The organism is Bradyrhizobium sp. 27S5, from assembly GCF_037217225.1.
GTDB lineage: Bacteria > Pseudomonadota > Alphaproteobacteria > Rhizobiales > Xanthobacteraceae > Bradyrhizobium > Bradyrhizobium septentrionale.
In genome coordinates this window covers 6,632,477-6,649,740 of sequence record NZ_CP147714.1, presented here as the reverse complement: position 1 = coordinate 6,649,740, position 17,264 = coordinate 6,632,477, and the positions used below count along the sequence as shown (strand labels likewise).

Below are 17,264 nucleotides of genomic sequence, written 5' to 3'. Positions count from 1 at the left end.
TCGATGGACCGCGCGACGCTCGCCGCTTACGACAAGGAAGCGGCGGCGTTTGCGCAGGACTGGCACGAGCAGCCGGCCCCGGTCGATCTGCAGGACATCGTCACGCGTTTCTTCATCAAGGGCGGCGTAACAGCCGATATCGGCTGCGGCAGCGGCCGCGAGGTGGCGTGGCTGAATGCCAACGGCTTTCCGGCCGAGGGTTTTGATGCCTCCGAGGGTCTGCTCACGGAGGCCCGCGCCCGCTATCCGACGCTGCGCTTTGCGCATGCCGAGCTGCCTGACCTGTCCGGCATCGCGGCCGACAGTTTCGACAATGTGCTGTGCGAGACCGTGATCATGCATCTCGATCACGCGCTGATCGTGCCGTCGGTGCGCCGCATGTTCGATATCGTGAAGCCGGGCGGCGTGTTCTATCTGAGCTGGCGCGTCACCGCAGGTGACGATGCGCGTGATGCACACGGCCGGCTCTATGCAGCCTTCGATGCGGCCCTGGTGCGGACTGAACTGGCGGCGGCTGAATTGCTGCTCGACGCGGAAGTCGTCAGCGCGTCATCCGGCAAAGTCATTCACCGGCTGGTCGCCAGTAAAGGCAGGCGATGATGGCAAGGCTTGCGACATGCGCCTGCGGACAGCTCAGCGTCACCTGTCAGAGCGAGCCTCTCAAGATATCGCTGTGTCATTGCCTGGAGTGCCAGAGGCGGACCGGCAGCACCTATGGGGTCGCGGCGTTCTTTCCCCGCGCCGATGTCGAGCCGCAGGGCGAGGCGCGTGAGTACAGCCGTGTCGGCGACAGCGGGTCTGCGGTGGTGTTCCACTTCTGTCCGAATTGCGGAACGTCGGTCTATTGGGAGCCGCGCCGCGCGCCGGATCTGATCGGCGTTGCGGTCGGCGCCTTCGCGGACCCCGATTTTCCCGCGCCATCGCAATCGGTCTTCACGGAGCGCCGCCATCGCTGGGTCGCCGACAAATAAGCGGCGGCCGCCGAGCGGCGGGTCGCGCCGGAAATATTTGGACACAATTTGCAATTTGTTAACCATGCCCTGCGAAGGTCCTGTCGGGTCAACGATTTCTTAAGAAATCGCCCTTTGCGCCAATGCAGAGACCTCCCCGATGACCTCGATCGGCACCACGCCCAATCCCTACGCCCAATATGGTTCGGCCTACGCGCGGGCCGCCGCGACGCCCTCGCTGGCAGCGACCTTGTCGGGCGACGGCACGGCCGGCGATCTGTCGTCATCATCGACATCGAACGCCGCGACCAACCTCACGCTGTCGGATGCCGCCCGCGCCCAACTTGCCAAGGCGCCGCAGCCCGACTTCGCGACGGTGACGAGCGATGCGCGCGTCACGCTCGACCGGCTCTACACGGTGGCCGGCGTCAAGGCGCCGATCGTCGACGGCAAGACCACGATCGATCTCTCGACGCTGGACCGCCGTTCGCTGTTTGCGATCTCGACCAACAATGGCGGCAAGTTCACGCCGGACGAGCAGGCGGTTGCCGCGACCGAACTGAAGCAGCGCTTCGACACGGCGCTGGCGCCGTCGCTTGCGACCACGCGCCTGACCGGCGACTACAGCGTCAGCTACAAGGCCGCGCTCGATTATCTCGATGGCGCCAGCGACGAGGAGAAGGCCACCGCGACCTGGGCCAGCCAGCGCGCCGCGGTGCTCAAGGGCTATCAGGCGACGCAACAGGATCCGAACACGGCGCCATCTGGAATTACTGGTGACCCGATCGCGGCCGCGCTGGCGGGGACCACGTCTCCTGCGACGGGCACGACGCGCGACTTCAGCAGCGTGGCGAGCGACGTGCGCGCCTTCCTCGATCGGCAGAAGGGCCAGGCTGCGAGCAACGGCAAGGAACTGGTCTACGATGCCAGGCGCAAGACCGGACAGCTCGCCGACCTGTCCTCGCTCGACAACCGCTCGCTCTCGGCGATCTCGCTGAACCAGGACAAGAAGTTCTCGACCGACGAGATCTTCGCGGCCAAGCAGGAACTCAACACGCGGACGCGTCTCACCGTGCTTGATGCATTGAAGCAGAGCCAGTCCGCTGGCGATCCGCGCCAGTTCAGCCTCGGCATCCTCAAGCAATATTCCTCAATGAGCGCGGAGGAGCGGCAGGCGGCCAACTGGACGCAGGATTTCCAGGACGCCGCGATCAAGAGTTACAAATCGACCTCGACGCTGCTCTCGATCCTGAAATCGTAAGCATTCATGAAAAACCCCACCCGGTGGGGAGGCCGGGCGGGGCTTTCAAGTCCGGTCGATCTGCGCGCACATCCGCTTGCGCGGCGCCCGGACATCGCGTTCAGGCGGCTGGGGGCTTATTCGACCACCTGAACGATCCGTCGCGAACGCGGCTCGACCAGAACGGTCTCACCGTTCACGACGGTGTAGCGATAGGGCGTCGCGCCGAACCGTTGCGGCACGTCGTAATAGGTCACGCCGGCATCCGGCAGGACGGTGCCGACCACGACGCGATCAGGCACCGTGTAGTTCGGCACGCGCTCGCGTACGATGTATTCGCGGAATGCCGGACGCTGCTCGACCGCGATTGCTCCGTCATCCTCGACGGCGACTGCCGGACCACCGCGGACGATGCCGACGGTCTGGGCCTGTGCGGCAACAGCCGGCACCGTGATCGCAGCAGCAACCGCTGCAACGGCAAGTATTCTGTTTCGCATGGCTCGCTCCATTGTTTTCACGCGGCACGCCGGCCTTCACCAGCGCACATGGCGAGCCAATGCATCCGGTGTGGTGATGTTCCGGAAAAACTGCCGCCATACACGCGGCATTTTGGAGCAATTTTCGTGAGTTGCGGGAACCCGCGGGCGTGACGGGCGTCTTGATGTGGGAACCCCCGCAGCGGATAAACTGCCGCTCGATTCGCTCCTCCAAAAACCGCCGGAGAAACTTCAATGGTCATCACCGCTGGGCATTTGCCGCACATTGTCGCTCTGATTGCAGGCATCCTGATCCTGATCATGCCGCGGCTGCTCAATTACATCGTCGCGATCTACCTGATCTTCGTCGGGCTGGTGGGGATGGGCCTGTTGCGCTGGCTGCACCTGTAGCGGGAAAGCGGGGTTTCGCGGCTTGCGCGGAACCCCCCAAAATGGTGTAAGGCGCGCATCTTCGACCCCTCCTTCCGGATTGTTGTCTGACATGGCCAAAGCCGTCGCGAAGTCCAAGAAAATTGCTGCGAAAACTGCCGAGAAAACTGCAGCGAAATCAAAGCCATCCGCAGCGGCCCGCAAGGCCGCGCCGGCGCGCAAGGCGCTGAAGAAGAGCGCCCCGAAGGCGGCGCCGAAAGCCGCTGTCAAGCCGGCTGCAAAGCCCGCCAGCAAGGCGCCGGCGAAGGTGGCCACGCCAGCGAAAAAGGCGGTCCCGGCTGCGATCAAGGCCGGCAAGTGGGTCTATACGTTCGGTGACGGCAAGGCCGAGGGCCAGGCGACCTTGCGCGATCTGCTCGGCGGCAAGGGCGCCAACCTCGCGGAAATGGCCAATCTCGGCCTGCCGGTGCCTCCCGGCTTCACCATCCCGACCTCGGTCTGCACCTATTTCTACGAACACGACAAGACGTATCCGAAGGAATTGAAAGCTCAGGTTGAGAAGGCGCTCGACTATGTCGGCAAGCTGACCGGCAAGACCTTTGGCGATGCCAGGAACCCGCTGCTGGTCTCGGTGCGCTCGGGTGCGCGCGCCTCGATGCCGGGCATGATGGACACCGTGCTCAATCTCGGCCTCAACGACCGTACGGTCGAAGCGCTCGCCGAGCTCTCCGGCGACCGCCGCTTCGCCTATGACAGCTATCGCCGTTTCATCACGATGTATTCCGACGTGGTGCTCGGCTTCGAGCATCATCACTTCGAGGACATCCTCGACACTTTCAAGGACGGCCAGGGCTATTCGCTCGACACCGACCTGACCGGCGACGACTGGGTCGAGCTGGTCGGCAAGTACAAGGAAGCGGTTGCCAAGGAGACTGGCCACGACTTCCCGCAGGATCCGCACGACCAGCTGTGGGGCGCGATCGGCGCGGTGTTCTCATCCTGGATGAACGCGCGCGCGGTGACCTACCGCAAGCTGCACGACATCCCGGAATCCTGGGGCACCGCCGTCAACGTGCAGGCGATGGTGTTCGGCAACATGGGCGAGACCTCGGCGACCGGCGTTGCCTTCACCCGTAACCCCTCGACCGGCGAGAGCAAGCTGTACGGCGAGTTCCTGATCAACGCGCAGGGCGAGGACGTCGTCGCCGGCATCCGCACGCCGCAGGACATCACCGAGGAAGCGCGCCAGGAATCCGGCTCCGACAAGCTGTCGATGGAAGCCGCGATGCCGCACGCCTTCAAGGAGCTGACGCGGATCTACACGCTGCTCGAGAAGCACTACCGCGACATGCAGGACATGGAGTTCACGGTCGAGCAGGGCAAGCTGTGGATGCTGCAGACCCGCGGCGGCAAGCGCACCGCGAAAGCGGCGCTGCGCATCGCGGTCGAGCTCGCCAACGAAGGCCTGATCTCGAGGAAGGACGCGGTGACGCGGATCGATCCCGCCTCGCTCGATCAGCTGCTGCATCCGACCATCGATCCGGCCGCCAAGCGCGACGTGATCGCGACCGGCCTGCCGGCGTCGCCAGGTGCGGCCTCCGGCGAGATCGTGTTCTCGTCGGACGAAGCGGCCAAGCTGCAGGCCGACGGACGCAAGGTGATTTTGGTCCGCATCGAAACCAGCCCGGAAGACATCCACGGCATGCACGCCGCGGAAGGCATTCTCACCACCCGCGGCGGCATGACCTCGCACGCGGCGGTGGTCGCGCGCGGCATGGGCAAGCCCTGCGTCTCCGGCTGCGGCACCATCCGCGTCGATTACGGCCGCGGCACGATGAGCATCGGTTCGCGCACCTTCAAGACCGGCGACGTCATCACCATCGACGGCTCGGTCGGGCAGGTGCTGGCCGGCCGGATGCCGATGATCGAGCCGGAACTGTCCGGCGAGTTCGGCACGCTGATGGGCTGGGCCGACGAGGTCCGCAAGCTCGGCGTCCGCGTCAACGGCGACACGCCCGATGACGCGCGCACCGCGGTGAAATTCGGTGCCGAAGGCATCGGCCTCTGCCGCACCGAGCACATGTTCTTCGAGGAGACCCGCATCCGCACCGTGCGCGAGATGATCCTCTCCGAGGACGAGCAGTCGCGCCGCGCCGCGCTGTCGAAACTGCTGCCGATGCAGCGCGCCGACTTCGTCGAGCTGTTCGAGATCATGAAGGGCCTGCCCGTCACGATCCGTCTGCTTGATCCGCCGCTGCATGAATTCCTGCCGCACACCCAGGCCGAGATCGAGGAAGTGGCGCGCGCCATGAACACCGATCCGCGCAAGCTCGCCGACCGCGCCCGCGAACTGTCCGAGTTCAACCCGATGCTCGGCTTCCGCGGCTGCCGTCTCGCGATCGCCTATCCGGAGATCGCCGAGATGCAGGCGCGCGCGATCTTCGAGGCGGCCGTCGAGGCCGGCAAGCGCACTGGCAAGCCGGTCGGTCTCGAGGTGATGGTGCCGCTGATCGCCACCAAGGCCGAGTTCGATCTGGTCAAGGTGCGGATCGATGCCATGGCCAAGGCGGTGATGAAGGAAACCGGGGCCAAGCTGAGCTACCAGGTCGGCACCATGATCGAATTGCCGCGCGCCTGCCTGATGGCCGGCGAGATCGCAGAGACCGCGGAGTTCTTCTCGTTCGGCACCAACGACCTGACGCAGACCACCTACGGCATCAGCCGTGACGACGCTGCGAGCTTCCTCGGCACCTATGTCGCCAAGGGCATTCTCGAGATCGATCCGTTCATCTCGGTCGATCGCGACGGCGTCGGCGAGCTGGTCAGGATCGGCGTCGAGCGCGGCCGCAAGACGCGTCCGAATCTGAAGGTCGGCATCTGCGGCGAACACGGCGGCGATCCGGCGTCGGTCGTGTTCTGCCACGAGGTCGGGCTCGACTACGTGTCCTGCTCGCCCTACCGCGTGCCGATCGCGCGTCTCGCCGCGGCCCAGGCCGCGCTCGGCAAGGCCGCCGCCAGCCAGGCGTGAACGATCGAACAATTCGGTGACAACCATGGCCGGGACCAAGTCCCGGCCATTTGGTTTGTGGTGCGCTGCCTCAACACCACGCAGAGACGGTCGCGCGTAACGCCTTGTTCACCATCTTCGTTGACCGGATGTTCACGACCTTCATGCGCCGCGCATTTACCAAGGCGCGCGATGCAACGCGCGAAGACTCTGCGATCGCTTGAGTGTAGCGCGCGGGCAACGTCGATTAACTCCGCGGCAACCTAAACAAGTTAGCAACGGGAAAGGTCGAATTGCGCGGATGTACCGCGTTCGATTGCACTCAGTAAGCGTTGCGTGAGCGTACGATGTTTGTGTCGCGTAACCAGCCGAAGGGCGCACGTCTTGCGCTCTTCGGTCTCGGTCTAGGCATCTTCGCCCTGATGCCGACCGAGATCGGATATCAGGATATTGCTTCGCTCCTGGCCCGGCAGCCCGGCGTCGCCGAGCGCTGGCAGAAGCGCGTCTTCGCATCCGCGGTCGGCTCGATCCAGGTCGCCACCTACAGCTTCGGCCGTCCGATCGGAACATCCGCGCCGCAGGCCCCGCAAATCCTGCTCGCCAGGCTGGACAATTCGAGCGTCGACATCACCGGCACGGTGACGCGCAATCCGATCGCGGCGCCGCCGCCGCGTTACGCGGCATCCGATTTCCCCAAGGTCGATCGCACCCTGAAGGGCGATCGTCTCGTGGTCAGGGGGCCCGATCAGGTCGAGCCTTCCGAGCCCGCAAACACGGCGCCGGCGAACGAGGATCCTGCAACATCGAATTCGTCGGTCAAGGGCATGAAGACCGCGACCGCGCCGGCCGACAGCGCGCCGCTCGATCCGGAATTGCAGGAAGCGCTGCGCGCGCCGCCGCTGCCGCAATATGCCAAGCCGTCGTCGCAGCATTACGACGTGTCGCTGTCGCTCGAGGCCAGCCCGCTCGACGATCTGAAGCCGGCGCCCGCGAAGCCTGCTGCTGCGCCCGCCGATGCAGCGCATGAGCGCGACCCGTTTGCATTCAAGACCGCCAGCCTGTTCTTCGGCTCTTCGCTCGGCACGCCCGAGAATCTCGAGCGCTGGCAGCCCGGCGAGGCGCCGGTCGTCGTGATGCCGGTAGCGCAGCCCGATCCCGACATGAAGGTGATGGCGTCATTGCCGGTCGATGCCGACGGCCCGGTCAGGGCCGGCGAGATGGGCGAGAGCATCGCGCCGAAGGGCGAGGTCAACGCCGACGACCAGCACACCAAGACGCCGGCGGAGCGGCTCGGCCTGTTCGACGACAAGTCGCGCGCCAAGTCGGAGAAGTGCCTGGCTGAGGCGGTCTACTTCGAAGCCCGCGGCGAAGCGGTGCGCGGCCAGATCGCGGTCGCCCAGGTGGTCTTGAACCGTGCCTTCTCCGGCAAATATCCGGAGACGGTGTGCGGCGTGGTCTACCAGAACAAGAACCGGCACTACGCCTGTCAGTTCACCTTCGCCTGCGACAACACTGCCGACGTCGTCCGCGAGCCCGATATGTGGGACCGCGCGAAGAAGATCGCGAAAGCGATGCTCGACGGCAAATTGTGGCTGCCCGAAGTCGACCGCTCGACCCACTACCATGCCTATTGGGTGCGACCGTCCTGGGTCAGCGAAATGAAGAAGATGTACAAGTTCGGCGTCCACACCTTCTATCGCCCGCGCGCCTGGGGCGACGGCAGCGATGCGCCGAGCTGGGGCAACCCGGCCGAGACCGCCAAGATCTCGGCGCAGCTCGCCGAGGCGGCCCAGAGTTCGGCCGAACAGGCCAGCGCCAAGCGATAGTCTTGCAGCTCCCGGTACGGCATTCCGGGATGGCCCGAAGGGCCAGACCCGGAATCCCGACATTATGAGCACTTTTCCTCGAGATTCCCCGATGCGCAATTGCGCATCTGCGGTTCGCGCTTCGCGCGCCCCGGAATGACCGTCTCATATTCTGCAGAGCAGCCCTGCGGGCGAAGATTTTTCTCCGGGCCCTCTTGGGGTTTTCATGCAGATGCATTAACTCCCCGTAATGTTCGGCGGGGCGGTTCCCCCGCAGCAGCTGCGGGGGAAGACAACATGGCCGTTACCACCGGAGATCTTCGACCGGCGTCCGGCACCTGGCGCACACCGCTCGTGATCATCGTCTGCGGCTGCGCGATCGCATTGTTGAGCTTCGGCCCGCGCTCCAGCCTCGGCTTCTTCGTGCAGCCGATGGGCCGCGAATTCGCCTGGGGCCGCGATGTGTTCGGCCTCGCACTGGCGCTGCAGAACTTGTTGTGGGGTCTCGGCCAGCCGATCGCCGGCGCCATTGCCGACCGCTTCGGCGTGCTGCGCGTGATGATCGTCGGCGCGCTGCTTTACGCTGCGGGCCTGCTGCTGATGCGCTACTCGACGACGCCGCTGTCGCTCGACATCGGCGCCGGCGTCCTGATCGGCTTCGGGCTGTCGGGCTCCTCGTTCAACCTCGTACTGTCGGCGTTCAGCAAGCTGCTGCCGCCCGCGCAGCGCGGCATTGCGCTCGGCGCCGGCACCGCCGCGGGCTCGTTCGGCCAGTTCCTGTTCGCGCCGTTCGGCGTTGCGATGATCGACAATTTCGGCTGGCAGACCGCGCTGCTGGTGTTCAGCGCGCTGATGCTGCTGATCCTGCCGCTATCGCTGGCGCTCTCGACGCCGCCGGCAGAGACGCATGATGCCGCGCCTGCCGATCAGCAATCGTTCAAGACCGCGCTGGCGGAAGCCTTCGGCCATCGCTCCTACGTGTTGCTGGTGCTCGGCTTCTTTACCTGCGGCTTCCAGCTCGCCTTCATCACGGTGCATCTGCCGGCCTATCTCGCCGACCGCGGCATTCCGGCCTCGACCGGCGGCTGGGTGATCGCGGCGATCGGCCTGTTCAACATCATGGGCTCGCTCAGCGTCGGCTGGCTGCAGAACGTGTTCCCGAAGCGCTACATCCTGTCGGTGATCTATTTCACCCGTGCGCTGTCGATCATCGCCTTCATCTCGTTCCCGATCACGACCTTCTCGGCGATTGCGTTCGGCGCGATCTCTGGCCTGACCTGGCTCTCCACGGTGCCGCCGACCTCGGCGCTGGTTGCGTTGATGTTCGGCACGCGCTGGTTTGCGACGCTGTACGGCTTCGCCTTCGTCAGCCATCAGGTTGGCGGCTTCCTCGGGGTCTGGCTCGGCGGCATCGTGTTCGAGCAGGTTGGTTCCTACACGCCGATCTGGTGGCTGTCGGTGGTGTTTGGCGTGCTGTCGGCGCTGATCAATCTGCCGATCGTCGAAAAGCCGGTCGTGCGCCCGGTTGCGCAGCCCGCCTGATGGGTTAAACACTTTTCCGAAACCAAGATTACGGGGAGTGCTCATCGTGGCAACGTTCAAGGCAATCAGGATCGACAAGGCGGACAAGGGTACCACCGCCGCACTGACCCAATTCGACGACGCGGAATTGATGGACGGCGACGTCACCGTCCGTGTCGAATGGTCGACGCTGAACTACAAGGACGGCCTCGCGCTGACCGGCAAGGCGCCGGTGGTGCGTCGCTTCCCGATGATCGCCGGCATCGATTTCGCCGGCACGGTCGAGCAATCAAGCCATCCGGACTGGAAGGCGGGCGACAAGGTCGTCTGCAACGGCTGGGGCATGGGCGAGACCCATCTCGGCGCCTATGCCGAAAAGGCCCGCGTCAAGGGCGACTGGCTGGTGCGGCTGCCGGACGGCATTTCGGCCCGCGATGCGATGGCGGTCGGCACCGCCGGCTATACCGCGATGCTGTCGGTGCTGGCTCTGGAGAAGCACGGTCTGACCCCGAAGAGCGGCCCGGTCGTGGTGACGGGCGCTGCCGGCGGCGTCGGTTCGGTCGCGATCGCGGTGCTGTCGAAGCTCGGCTACCACGTCATTGCGTCGACCGGGCGGATGTCGGAGACCGACTATCTCAAGGGGCTCGGCGCCAGCGAGGTGATCGACCGCGCCGAGCTGTCGGGTGCCCCGAAGGCGCTTGCCAAGGAGCGCTGGGCCGGCGGCGTCGACAGTGTCGGCTCGACCACCCTCGCCAACCTGCTTTCGATGACCAAGTACGGCGGCGCCATCGCGGCCTGCGGCCTGGCGGCCGGTATGGACCTGCCGTCGTCGGTCGCGCCCTTCATTTTGCGGGGCGTGTGCCTTCTCGGCATCGATTCCGTGATGTGCCTGATCGAACTCAGGCGGACCGCCTGGCGTCGTCTCGCCAGCGATCTGGACAAGGCAAAACTGGCTGATATCACTCATGAAATCGCCCTGGACGAAGTCATGGGCTATGGCGCGAAAATCCTCGGCGGCCAGGTCCGCGGGCGGATCGTGGTAAAAATAGTCTGAGGACGTTCAGACTTTACCAACCAAGCTGCTCCAATGTTGCCACGGTTGGTATGGTAAGCAGCGGGTAAAGAGACTTGCAGCATGATCCCGGGGGGCCGGGTTTCCTCGCGCGGACGTCGAGAAGCGTCGGTCGCGGGGATCATGCTCAACAAGGAGCGGGTGCCCGCGCTCGTAAGTGGAGTAGCTCATGCTTGCGCGTTTGGTGTTGGGGGCCGTCACGGCCGGGGCAATGGTCGTGCCGGCGTTCGCAGGCATGATGAACGCCGATGAGGCCCGCAAGTTCGTTGCGGGCAAGGTATTCGCCTTCACCTGTTTCGATGGCACGCGCGGCGCCGGCCGCATCCTCGACGACATGGGCGCGGCAGGCTCGGTCCAGTTCTCCGGCTCCGGTCCGATCCGTCACGTGCGCCTGCCCGGCAACACATTGCAAATCCGCGGTCAGAGCGTTTGCGCCTCGCTGAAGGGCATTCCGTTCGAGCCGTGCTTCAACCTCGACAAGCAGGACGAGCGCTCGTTCCGCGGCTCGGTCTCCGGCATGGGCTTCGCCTATTGCGAATTCCGCCATCAGGGCGGCCAACAGATGCTGATGGCGCGCGCGGTGGCGCGGCCACGCTCGCTGCACCCGCGCACCCGATCCGCGGATGCCTCGCAGACTGAAGTGTCGCGCGTTGAGACGCCGCAGGTCGGAAGCGCGAAGCTCGAGCCGGTCAAGGCCGAACCCGCCAAGGTCGAGAGCGCGCCGGAGTTGCGCCGCTCCACCGACTAACGCTCTGCTGACCAACGTTTCATCTGCGCGCCAACGGGAATAGCGCCGCCAAGCCGTAGTCATACGGATGGCGGTCGCCACGCGTTGTTATCTACTCAATACCTAGCGTTCGCCAGGCGGCGAGATGTTGGGGGCTCCGATTTTGAGTAGTCATATGGCGCAGTATTTTTTCCGGATCAGTGACGGCGATTACGCTGGCGCGTCCGACCACGCGACGGAGTTTGAAAGCCGTGATGTGGCCTGGGCCGAGATGACCAAGGTCTGCGGCAATTTCCTCGGCAGCATTTCGCGCAATCTGAAGCAGAACAGCGAATGGCACATGGAGCTGCTCGACGAGGGCAGAAAGCCGGTGTTCAGGATTCGCCTGGTCGCCGAGTCCGTCGACTGTGAGACTTGCGACTGAGGCTCACCTTTCACGACAAGCGGTTCTAACCCCCAGCCTGCGGCACAGGCGGCGCAGCCCGCCTGCGAAACAGGATCCGCTGGTACAGCCAGCCGATCGCGACCAGTACGATGCCAAGGCACATGAACGACAGCGCCCGGTAGACACCGGTCAGTGTGGACATGTCGACCAGGAACGCCTTCAGGATCGTCAGCCCGATCACGGCAGCGGACGCGAGCCGCGCCCGCTCCGAATTGACCACGATGCCGATGCCGAGCAGCGCGACGCCGAACATCAGCCAGGCGATCGAATAGGTATATTGCTCCGCGCCCGTGGTCTCGCCGCGCACCAGCACCGGTCCGTGATAGAGCCTGCGGATCTCAAGCGTCACATAAGCGAGCGCGAGGATCAGCGCGCCGGCTGCGATCGTATTGGCGTATACAGCGGGACGATGGCCCGCCACTGCGTAGGACAGCAGCAGCGCAAGCACGGCCGGCAGCGCATAGCCGAGCAGCAGCAGGTTGATGAAGCTGCCGCCGACATCATGCGCCCACAGCATCGGATTCTCCAGAAACAGCAGCCCGAACACGCTGGCAAGCCCGGCAAAGGCAGTGAGCAGGACCGCGCCGACATTGTGGACGATGCTGCCGGTGCGCAGGCGCAATCGCTCCAGCCCGATCGCCATCGCGAGCGTCACGCCGACCTGCAGCGCGACCTCGGTCAGCCCGGCACTATCGCGATAGACGTCGCCGCCATTGACCGCATGGCGGATCTCCATGAAGGCGAGCAGCACCGTGAACAGGATCGCGGCGGATTCGATGATCCGCAGCGGGACGTCGTCGGCATTGCGGCGCAGGAAATGGCTTGCCGCCCAGAATGACAGCGCCGGGACGCCATAGCCCCACAACAGCCAGTTGAAGATCGGCGTGGTGCCGACGGCATCGCCGGCGATCCGCGGCTCGTAGCCGATGCGCAGCACCACGATGCCGGCGAGGATCGCGGCGAGCCAGCGCAGGAACGGGATCGGCCGCTGCACCGAGAGCCATGCCGTGCCCATCGACACCAGCGCCAGCGCGATGGTGAGCCAGCCCTTGTCGAGCGCGAAGGTCAGCGCAAGCGCCAGCGAGGCGAGCGCGCCGGTCGCCGACAACGCAATCGAGGGCGACAGCTCCGGCCGCTCGCCGCGCCGTGTCAGCGCCTCGGTCGCGGCCGCGTAGGCCGCGGCCAGCAGCACGGCGAGGATCGCGAACGGGATCGAGCGGTCGAGATGCGCGATGCGCGCATAGAGCGCGACCAGCAGCGCGACCGGCGTGAACACCGCCGCCGCGGCCCAGGTCACAGTGACCTTCGTGGTGGCAAAGCGCAGTTGCGCGAGGAAGCCGGCGATGCCGAAGGCGGCTGCGAACAGCGCCGCGGTGACGAGATGCAGCGACACCGAACCGTCGGTCGCGGAAGGGCCGATGCCGGGGATCGCACCACCCGGCAGCACCAGCATGTCGACGTTGCGGCGGACCGCCCATTCGCCGAACACGATGAAGACAAAGAGTGACGCGGCGCCGATCGCACGGGTGGCAGCCGGTGCGCGCCAGGCGACGAGCAGGCTGCCGGCTGTGAGCAGCGCAAAGCCGATCATCGCGATGTCGGCGTGCGCGCTGTTGAGCACGATCAGCATCGCGCCGAACAGATAGGCCGCGAGCGATCCCGACGAGATCGGCTCGATTTCCTCGCCATCGCCGTCGGGGCCGAACATGAAGCCGCAGACCACGAGCAGCGCCGCCAGCGCGAAGCCCGCGATCACGTGGAAGACGTGCGGCGCGACCATCTCCGGCCCGCATTGCAGGCACGGGAAGGTCCACAGCAGTGCGAAGGCGATCGTCGTCACCGCAAGCCAGCGCCACAGCCGGATGCGGGCGAGGGCGAAGGATGCCGCGGTGACGATGGCGAGATAGATGTAGAGCGACCAGAAGTCGGGCTTGTCCGATGAGACCAGGATCGGCGTGACGAAGGCGCCGACGATGCCGAGCCCTGCCAGCGCCGGCCCGTGCAGCAGCGCGGCCGCGAGCGTGCCGAGCGCGACCATGCCGAGCAGGATGAAGGCGGTTGCGGGCGCCAGGAAGTCGTACAGCGCGTAGGCGGCGTAGACGGTCGCGAACGCCACCGCGGTGCCGGCGGCGGTGAGGATCGCCGGAATGTTGGCGATCGGCAGCGCCGCGATGTTGGAGATGCTTTCCTTGCGCCGGGTCCATTCACCGGCGCCGAGCAGCGCCAGCGCAAACAGCCCGCCGAGCATTGTGCGCACGCCGGGGCCGAGCAGCCCGGCCTCGATCGAGTAGCGCACCATGAAGAAGCCGCCGAGCGCCAGCGTCAGGCCGCCGATCCACACCACCCATTGCGTGCCGAGCGTTTCCTCGAAGCCGGGCGTTGGCTCCGGCGCGGGCGGGGGTTGCGGAAGCGGCGGTGGCGCGGCGCCCGCAGCATCCGCGGTCGGCTCTGGCTGCGCGTCCGGCTCGCTCGGTACAGCCTCGGGGAGCGGTGGCGGTGCGATCGGAGGCGCCGCCGGGAGTGTCTGCTCGAACTCCTGCAGCGGTGCCAAAGGCGGCGGCATGACCGTTCGCATGGCGGCCGCGCCGGCGGCCTCGATCGCATCCAACCGCCGCTGCAGCAGCGCGATCCGGCCCAGCGCCTGGCGCGCGAAAATAAGTGCGACGATGGCGAGGACGAGGGTGAGGAAATCGAACGGCGAATCGAACATCGGGCCTCCGGCAGGACGCGCCGGACCATCGGCCAGCCGGCCGCCCGCCGCAACCTAGTAGTGCAGTTTAGAGGACTGGAAGTTCAAGCGATCGGGCGTGCGAGCCGCGCTATTCCAGGTCGATGTGGAAGGGGCGGCCTTCGACGCTCATGCTGCCCGGACCCATCGCATCGAGCGCGCGCAGCATCCGGCCCTCGCGTCCCAGCGCCTTGTCGGCGAGGCTGACGATCAGCCGGTTGGGCGCTGCGATCGGCGAGGCTTCGCGGATCAGCCGGGCGATGGACATTTCGTCGCGGTGCGGATTGAGCGCGCAGACGGTGGCAAATGCGCTCGCGGTCGAGCGGCTGATGCCGGCGTAGCAATGCACCACCATCGGTGCGCGGCGATCCCAGCCGCGCACGAAGGTCAGCACCTTCTCGATATGCGTCTCGTTGGGCGCCACGAACCCGTCCATCTGTTCGATGATGTCGTCCATCGACACTTTCAGATGATTGGCCGGCAGCACCGAGGGCGGGCGCTGCACCTGGTCGACATTGGCCATCACGGTCAGCACATGGCTGGCGCCGGTGGCACGAACCGTGTCGGAGAGCGCGGCGAGCGAGCAGACGTGAAGCATGATGGTCCTTGGGTATCGGGTGCGTGCATCCGATTATAACGGCTGCTCCTGGGTGGGCAAAGGCGCGCTGCGCCATGCCTGCGCTTCGTTTTGCGCCGCAACCGACGGCGCGTTTCGTGGTGCCGCCCCTATGACGCGTGCAATGCCTTGAAGCGCTCGAGGAACTGCTTTTCGGCCCTTGCTGCGGTCCACGGCGTCAGATAGTCGCGCTCGGTCGCTTCGGGCAATTCCGGATCGCGGCCGAATAGCCGCTTGGCCTCGGCCTGCGAAAATCCCGCCAGATGCGTCGCCTCGAGATAGGCGGCGCCGCGATCGGCGGACTTGATCTGCTGGGTGATCTCATCCGCCAGCACGGGCGGCAGGCCGAAGCGGATGTGGATCGCCGACAGCAGCCGCTTCTCCACCGCCTTGTATTCGCCGGCGAGCACCGCCTTGAACGGCGAGATCATGTCGCCGATGACATATTCCGGTGCGTCATGCAGCAGTGCGGCAAGCCGCACGCGGACGTCGACGCGCGGCGTCTGCTGGCGCATCACGGCTTCGACGAGCAGCGTATGCTGGGCCACCGAGAAGATGTGCGCGCCGCTGGTCTGTCCGTTCCAGCGCGCGACCCGCGCCAATCCATGCGCGATGTCGACGATCTCGATATCGAGCGGCGACGGATCGAGCAGGTCCAGCCGGCGCCCGGACAACATCCGCTGCCAGGCGCGGGCGGTCTCCGTCGAGTTACGCGCAGTCATTTCGTCTTGAGCCGCGGTGTGCGGAGTTTCCCGCTGCAGGCCTCGTGGCAGAAGCAGGTGACGAGGTGATCGTTGACCATGCCAGTCGCCTGCATGAAGGCGTAGACGATGGTCGGGCCGACGAACTTGAAGCCGCGTCCGCCGAGCTCCTTGGAGACCTTGATCGACACCGGCGTCGAGGCCGGCACGCTTGCCGTGGTCTTGAACTGATTGACCTTCGGCTTGCCGTCGACGAAGTCCCAGAGGAATTTCGAGAAGCCGGGACCTTTCTCCATGATCTCGAGATAGCCTTTCGCACTCGCCACCGCGCCATCGATCTTGGCGCGGTTGCGGACGATGCCGGCGTCGTTCATCAGCGCGTGCACCTTCTTGGCGTTGTAGCGCGCGATCTTCTCGGGCTGGAAATCGTCGAAGGCTTTGCGGAAATTCTCGCGCTTGCGCAGGATCGTGATCCAGGACAGGCCGGCCTGGAAGCCGTCGAGGATCAGCTTTTCGTAGAGCGCGCGGTCGTCATATTCGGGCACGCCCCATTCGTTGTCGTGATAGGCGACGTAGAACGCGTCCTCGCCCGGCCAGGGGCAGCGCGTCTTGCCGTCGGGATGCAGTTGCGCGGTACGGCTCATGCGACGGTCTGCTTGGGTGTGATGCGGACGGCGTCGGGCTCGGCGAGATGAAGCGCGAGCCCGCCCGCGGTCAGCGGCAGGCCGGCGTCGAGCGCATCGGCGACGCGGTCGATGCGCACCAGCGCGAGGCCTTTCTCGCCGGCGGTCGAGCCGATGGTGCCGACCTGCTTGTCGCCGGCGAGGATAGTCGCGCCGGTCTCGGGGGAGGGGCCGTCGAGAATGATCCTTACCGTGCGGGTGCGCGCCGTGCCGCGGTGCTGCATGCGCGACACCACCTCCTGGCCGACATAGCAGCCCTTCTCGAAATCGACGCCGTTGAGGCGGTCCATATTGGTCTCGTGCGGGAAGGCGTCGCCATACATGAAGTCGAGCCCGCCGCGCGGCACGCCGGTCGCGATCCGATGCGCCTCATAGGCGCTATCGTCGACGAGATCGGCGCCGATCAGCTCAGCGAGCTTCTGCGTCAGATCTTGCGGGATCAGGATGCGCCAGCCGAGCGACGGGTTGCGCGGATCGGCGAAGGCGAGATCGGGGATCGCCGCCGGCTCGCCATCCCAGGCCGCCAGCACGCCGAGGCTGTCTGTGAGGTTCTCGACCACGACCTTGGCGCGCAGCTTGTAGAAGCCGAGCTTGTCGGCGAGCCCCTTGGCGAGCGCGCGCGGCGCGTCGATCAGGAAGCCGCCGCCATGGCCTGTGGGCATCTCGGTGATCAGGAAATCGACGATGATCTTGCCCTGCGGCGTCAGCAGCGCGCCGAACCGCGCCTGTCCCGGCCGCAGCTGCTCGACATCCGTCGTGATGAGGCCGTTGAGGAAGTTGCGGGCGTCCTCGCCAGAGACCTTGACCACGCCCCGATCCGGAAGAAACGCTGCTTTCATTCGCAAAATTGGCTCTTTTCCAAGTTCCTTGGGAAACGCGCAGGCCGCGGATATCCCCTGCCAA

General features: G+C 65.8%; 16 protein-coding genes. 10 read left to right on the top strand and 6 right to left on the bottom strand.

What is annotated here, in order from left to right; genetic code table 11:
* Positions 1-3: 3 nt before the first annotated feature.
* From WDM24_RS31460 to WDM24_RS31450, 3 genes are all read left to right on the top strand, one after another.
* The gene (locus WDM24_RS31460; protein ID WP_338828521.1) at positions 4-600 is read left to right on the top strand and encodes a class I SAM-dependent methyltransferase; all 597 of its coding nucleotides are present in this window, start codon (positions 4-6) and stop codon (positions 598-600) included.
* Positions 600-971, top strand: coding sequence for a GFA family protein (locus WDM24_RS31455; protein WP_338828520.1), 372 nt, complete (start codon positions 600-602; stop codon positions 969-971). The genes WDM24_RS31460 and WDM24_RS31455 overlap by 1 nt, the downstream gene beginning before the upstream one ends.
* A gap of 139 nt (positions 972-1,110) precedes the next feature.
* On the top strand, positions 1,111-2,211 hold the full coding sequence (locus WDM24_RS31450) for a hypothetical protein (RefSeq protein ID WP_338828519.1): 1,101 nt from the start codon (positions 1,111-1,113) through the stop codon (positions 2,209-2,211).
* Between the two features lie 116 nt (positions 2,212-2,327).
* Here the strand turns inward: WDM24_RS31450 and WDM24_RS31445 are convergent, their stop codons facing one another.
* Complete coding sequence (locus tag WDM24_RS31445; protein ID WP_166304406.1) at positions 2,328-2,687, bottom strand: DUF1236 domain-containing protein; 360 nt, start codon at positions 2,685-2,687, stop codon at positions 2,328-2,330.
* Between the two features lie 234 nt (positions 2,688-2,921).
* On the opposite strand from WDM24_RS31445, the gene WDM24_RS31440 reads away from it, so the two are divergent.
* The 7 genes from WDM24_RS31440 to WDM24_RS31410 all read left to right on the top strand — a co-directional run bounded on the left by WDM24_RS31440 (position 2,922) and on the right by WDM24_RS31410 (position 11,612).
* Positions 2,922-3,077: a DUF3096 domain-containing protein gene (locus WDM24_RS31440; protein WP_084518327.1), complete on the top strand. Its 156-nt coding sequence runs from the start codon at positions 2,922-2,924 to the stop codon at positions 3,075-3,077.
* A gap of 91 nt (positions 3,078-3,168) precedes the next feature.
* Positions 3,169-6,084, top strand: a complete 2,916-nt coding sequence (gene ppdK, locus WDM24_RS31435) for a pyruvate, phosphate dikinase (RefSeq protein ID WP_338828518.1) — start codon at positions 3,169-3,171, stop codon at positions 6,082-6,084.
* Positions 6,085-6,410: 326 nt separating this feature from the next.
* Positions 6,411-7,889, top strand: a complete 1,479-nt coding sequence (locus tag WDM24_RS31430; protein WP_166304415.1) for a cell wall hydrolase — start codon at positions 6,411-6,413, stop codon at positions 7,887-7,889.
* A gap of 276 nt (positions 7,890-8,165) precedes the next feature.
* Complete coding sequence (locus tag WDM24_RS31425; protein ID WP_338828517.1) at positions 8,166-9,410, top strand: MFS transporter; 1,245 nt, start codon at positions 8,166-8,168, stop codon at positions 9,408-9,410.
* Between the two features lie 46 nt (positions 9,411-9,456).
* On the top strand, positions 9,457-10,443 hold the full coding sequence (locus WDM24_RS31420) for an MDR family oxidoreductase (protein ID WP_338828516.1): 987 nt from the start codon (positions 9,457-9,459) through the stop codon (positions 10,441-10,443).
* Between the two features lie 187 nt (positions 10,444-10,630).
* Complete coding sequence (locus WDM24_RS31415; protein ID WP_029079002.1) at positions 10,631-11,209, top strand: hypothetical protein; 579 nt, start codon at positions 10,631-10,633, stop codon at positions 11,207-11,209.
* Positions 11,210-11,363: 154 nt separating this feature from the next.
* Positions 11,364-11,612, top strand: coding sequence for a DUF6894 family protein (locus WDM24_RS31410; protein ID WP_338701518.1), 249 nt, complete (start codon positions 11,364-11,366; stop codon positions 11,610-11,612).
* Between the two features lie 25 nt (positions 11,613-11,637).
* Here the strand turns inward: WDM24_RS31410 and WDM24_RS31405 are convergent, their stop codons facing one another.
* The 5 genes from WDM24_RS31405 to WDM24_RS31385 all read right to left on the bottom strand — a co-directional run bounded on the left by WDM24_RS31405 (position 11,638) and on the right by WDM24_RS31385 (position 17,200).
* Positions 11,638-14,343, bottom strand: coding sequence for a DUF2339 domain-containing protein (locus tag WDM24_RS31405; RefSeq protein WP_338828515.1), 2,706 nt, complete (start codon positions 14,341-14,343; stop codon positions 11,638-11,640).
* Between the two features lie 109 nt (positions 14,344-14,452).
* The gene (locus WDM24_RS31400) at positions 14,453-14,959 is read right to left on the bottom strand and encodes a tyrosine phosphatase family protein (RefSeq protein ID WP_029079000.1); all 507 of its coding nucleotides are present in this window, start codon (positions 14,957-14,959) and stop codon (positions 14,453-14,455) included.
* Between the two features lie 128 nt (positions 14,960-15,087).
* Positions 15,088-15,699 (bottom strand): YfbR-like 5'-deoxynucleotidase, encoded by a 612-nt coding sequence (locus tag WDM24_RS31395; RefSeq protein WP_029078999.1) that lies wholly within the window; start codon positions 15,697-15,699, stop codon positions 15,088-15,090.
* A complete protein-coding gene (locus WDM24_RS31390) occupies positions 15,696-16,322 on the bottom strand; it encodes a DNA-3-methyladenine glycosylase I (protein ID WP_338828514.1) in 627 nt (208 codons plus the stop codon). Before WDM24_RS31390 ends, WDM24_RS31395 begins: the two co-directional genes overlap by 4 nt.
* Positions 16,319-17,200 carry a folate-binding protein YgfZ gene (locus tag WDM24_RS31385; RefSeq protein ID WP_338828513.1) on the bottom strand — a complete coding sequence of 294 codons (882 nt, stop codon included), beginning with the start codon at positions 17,198-17,200 and terminating at the stop codon, positions 16,319-16,321. The genes WDM24_RS31390 and WDM24_RS31385 overlap by 4 nt, the downstream gene beginning before the upstream one ends.
* Positions 17,201-17,264 lie beyond the last annotated feature (64 nt).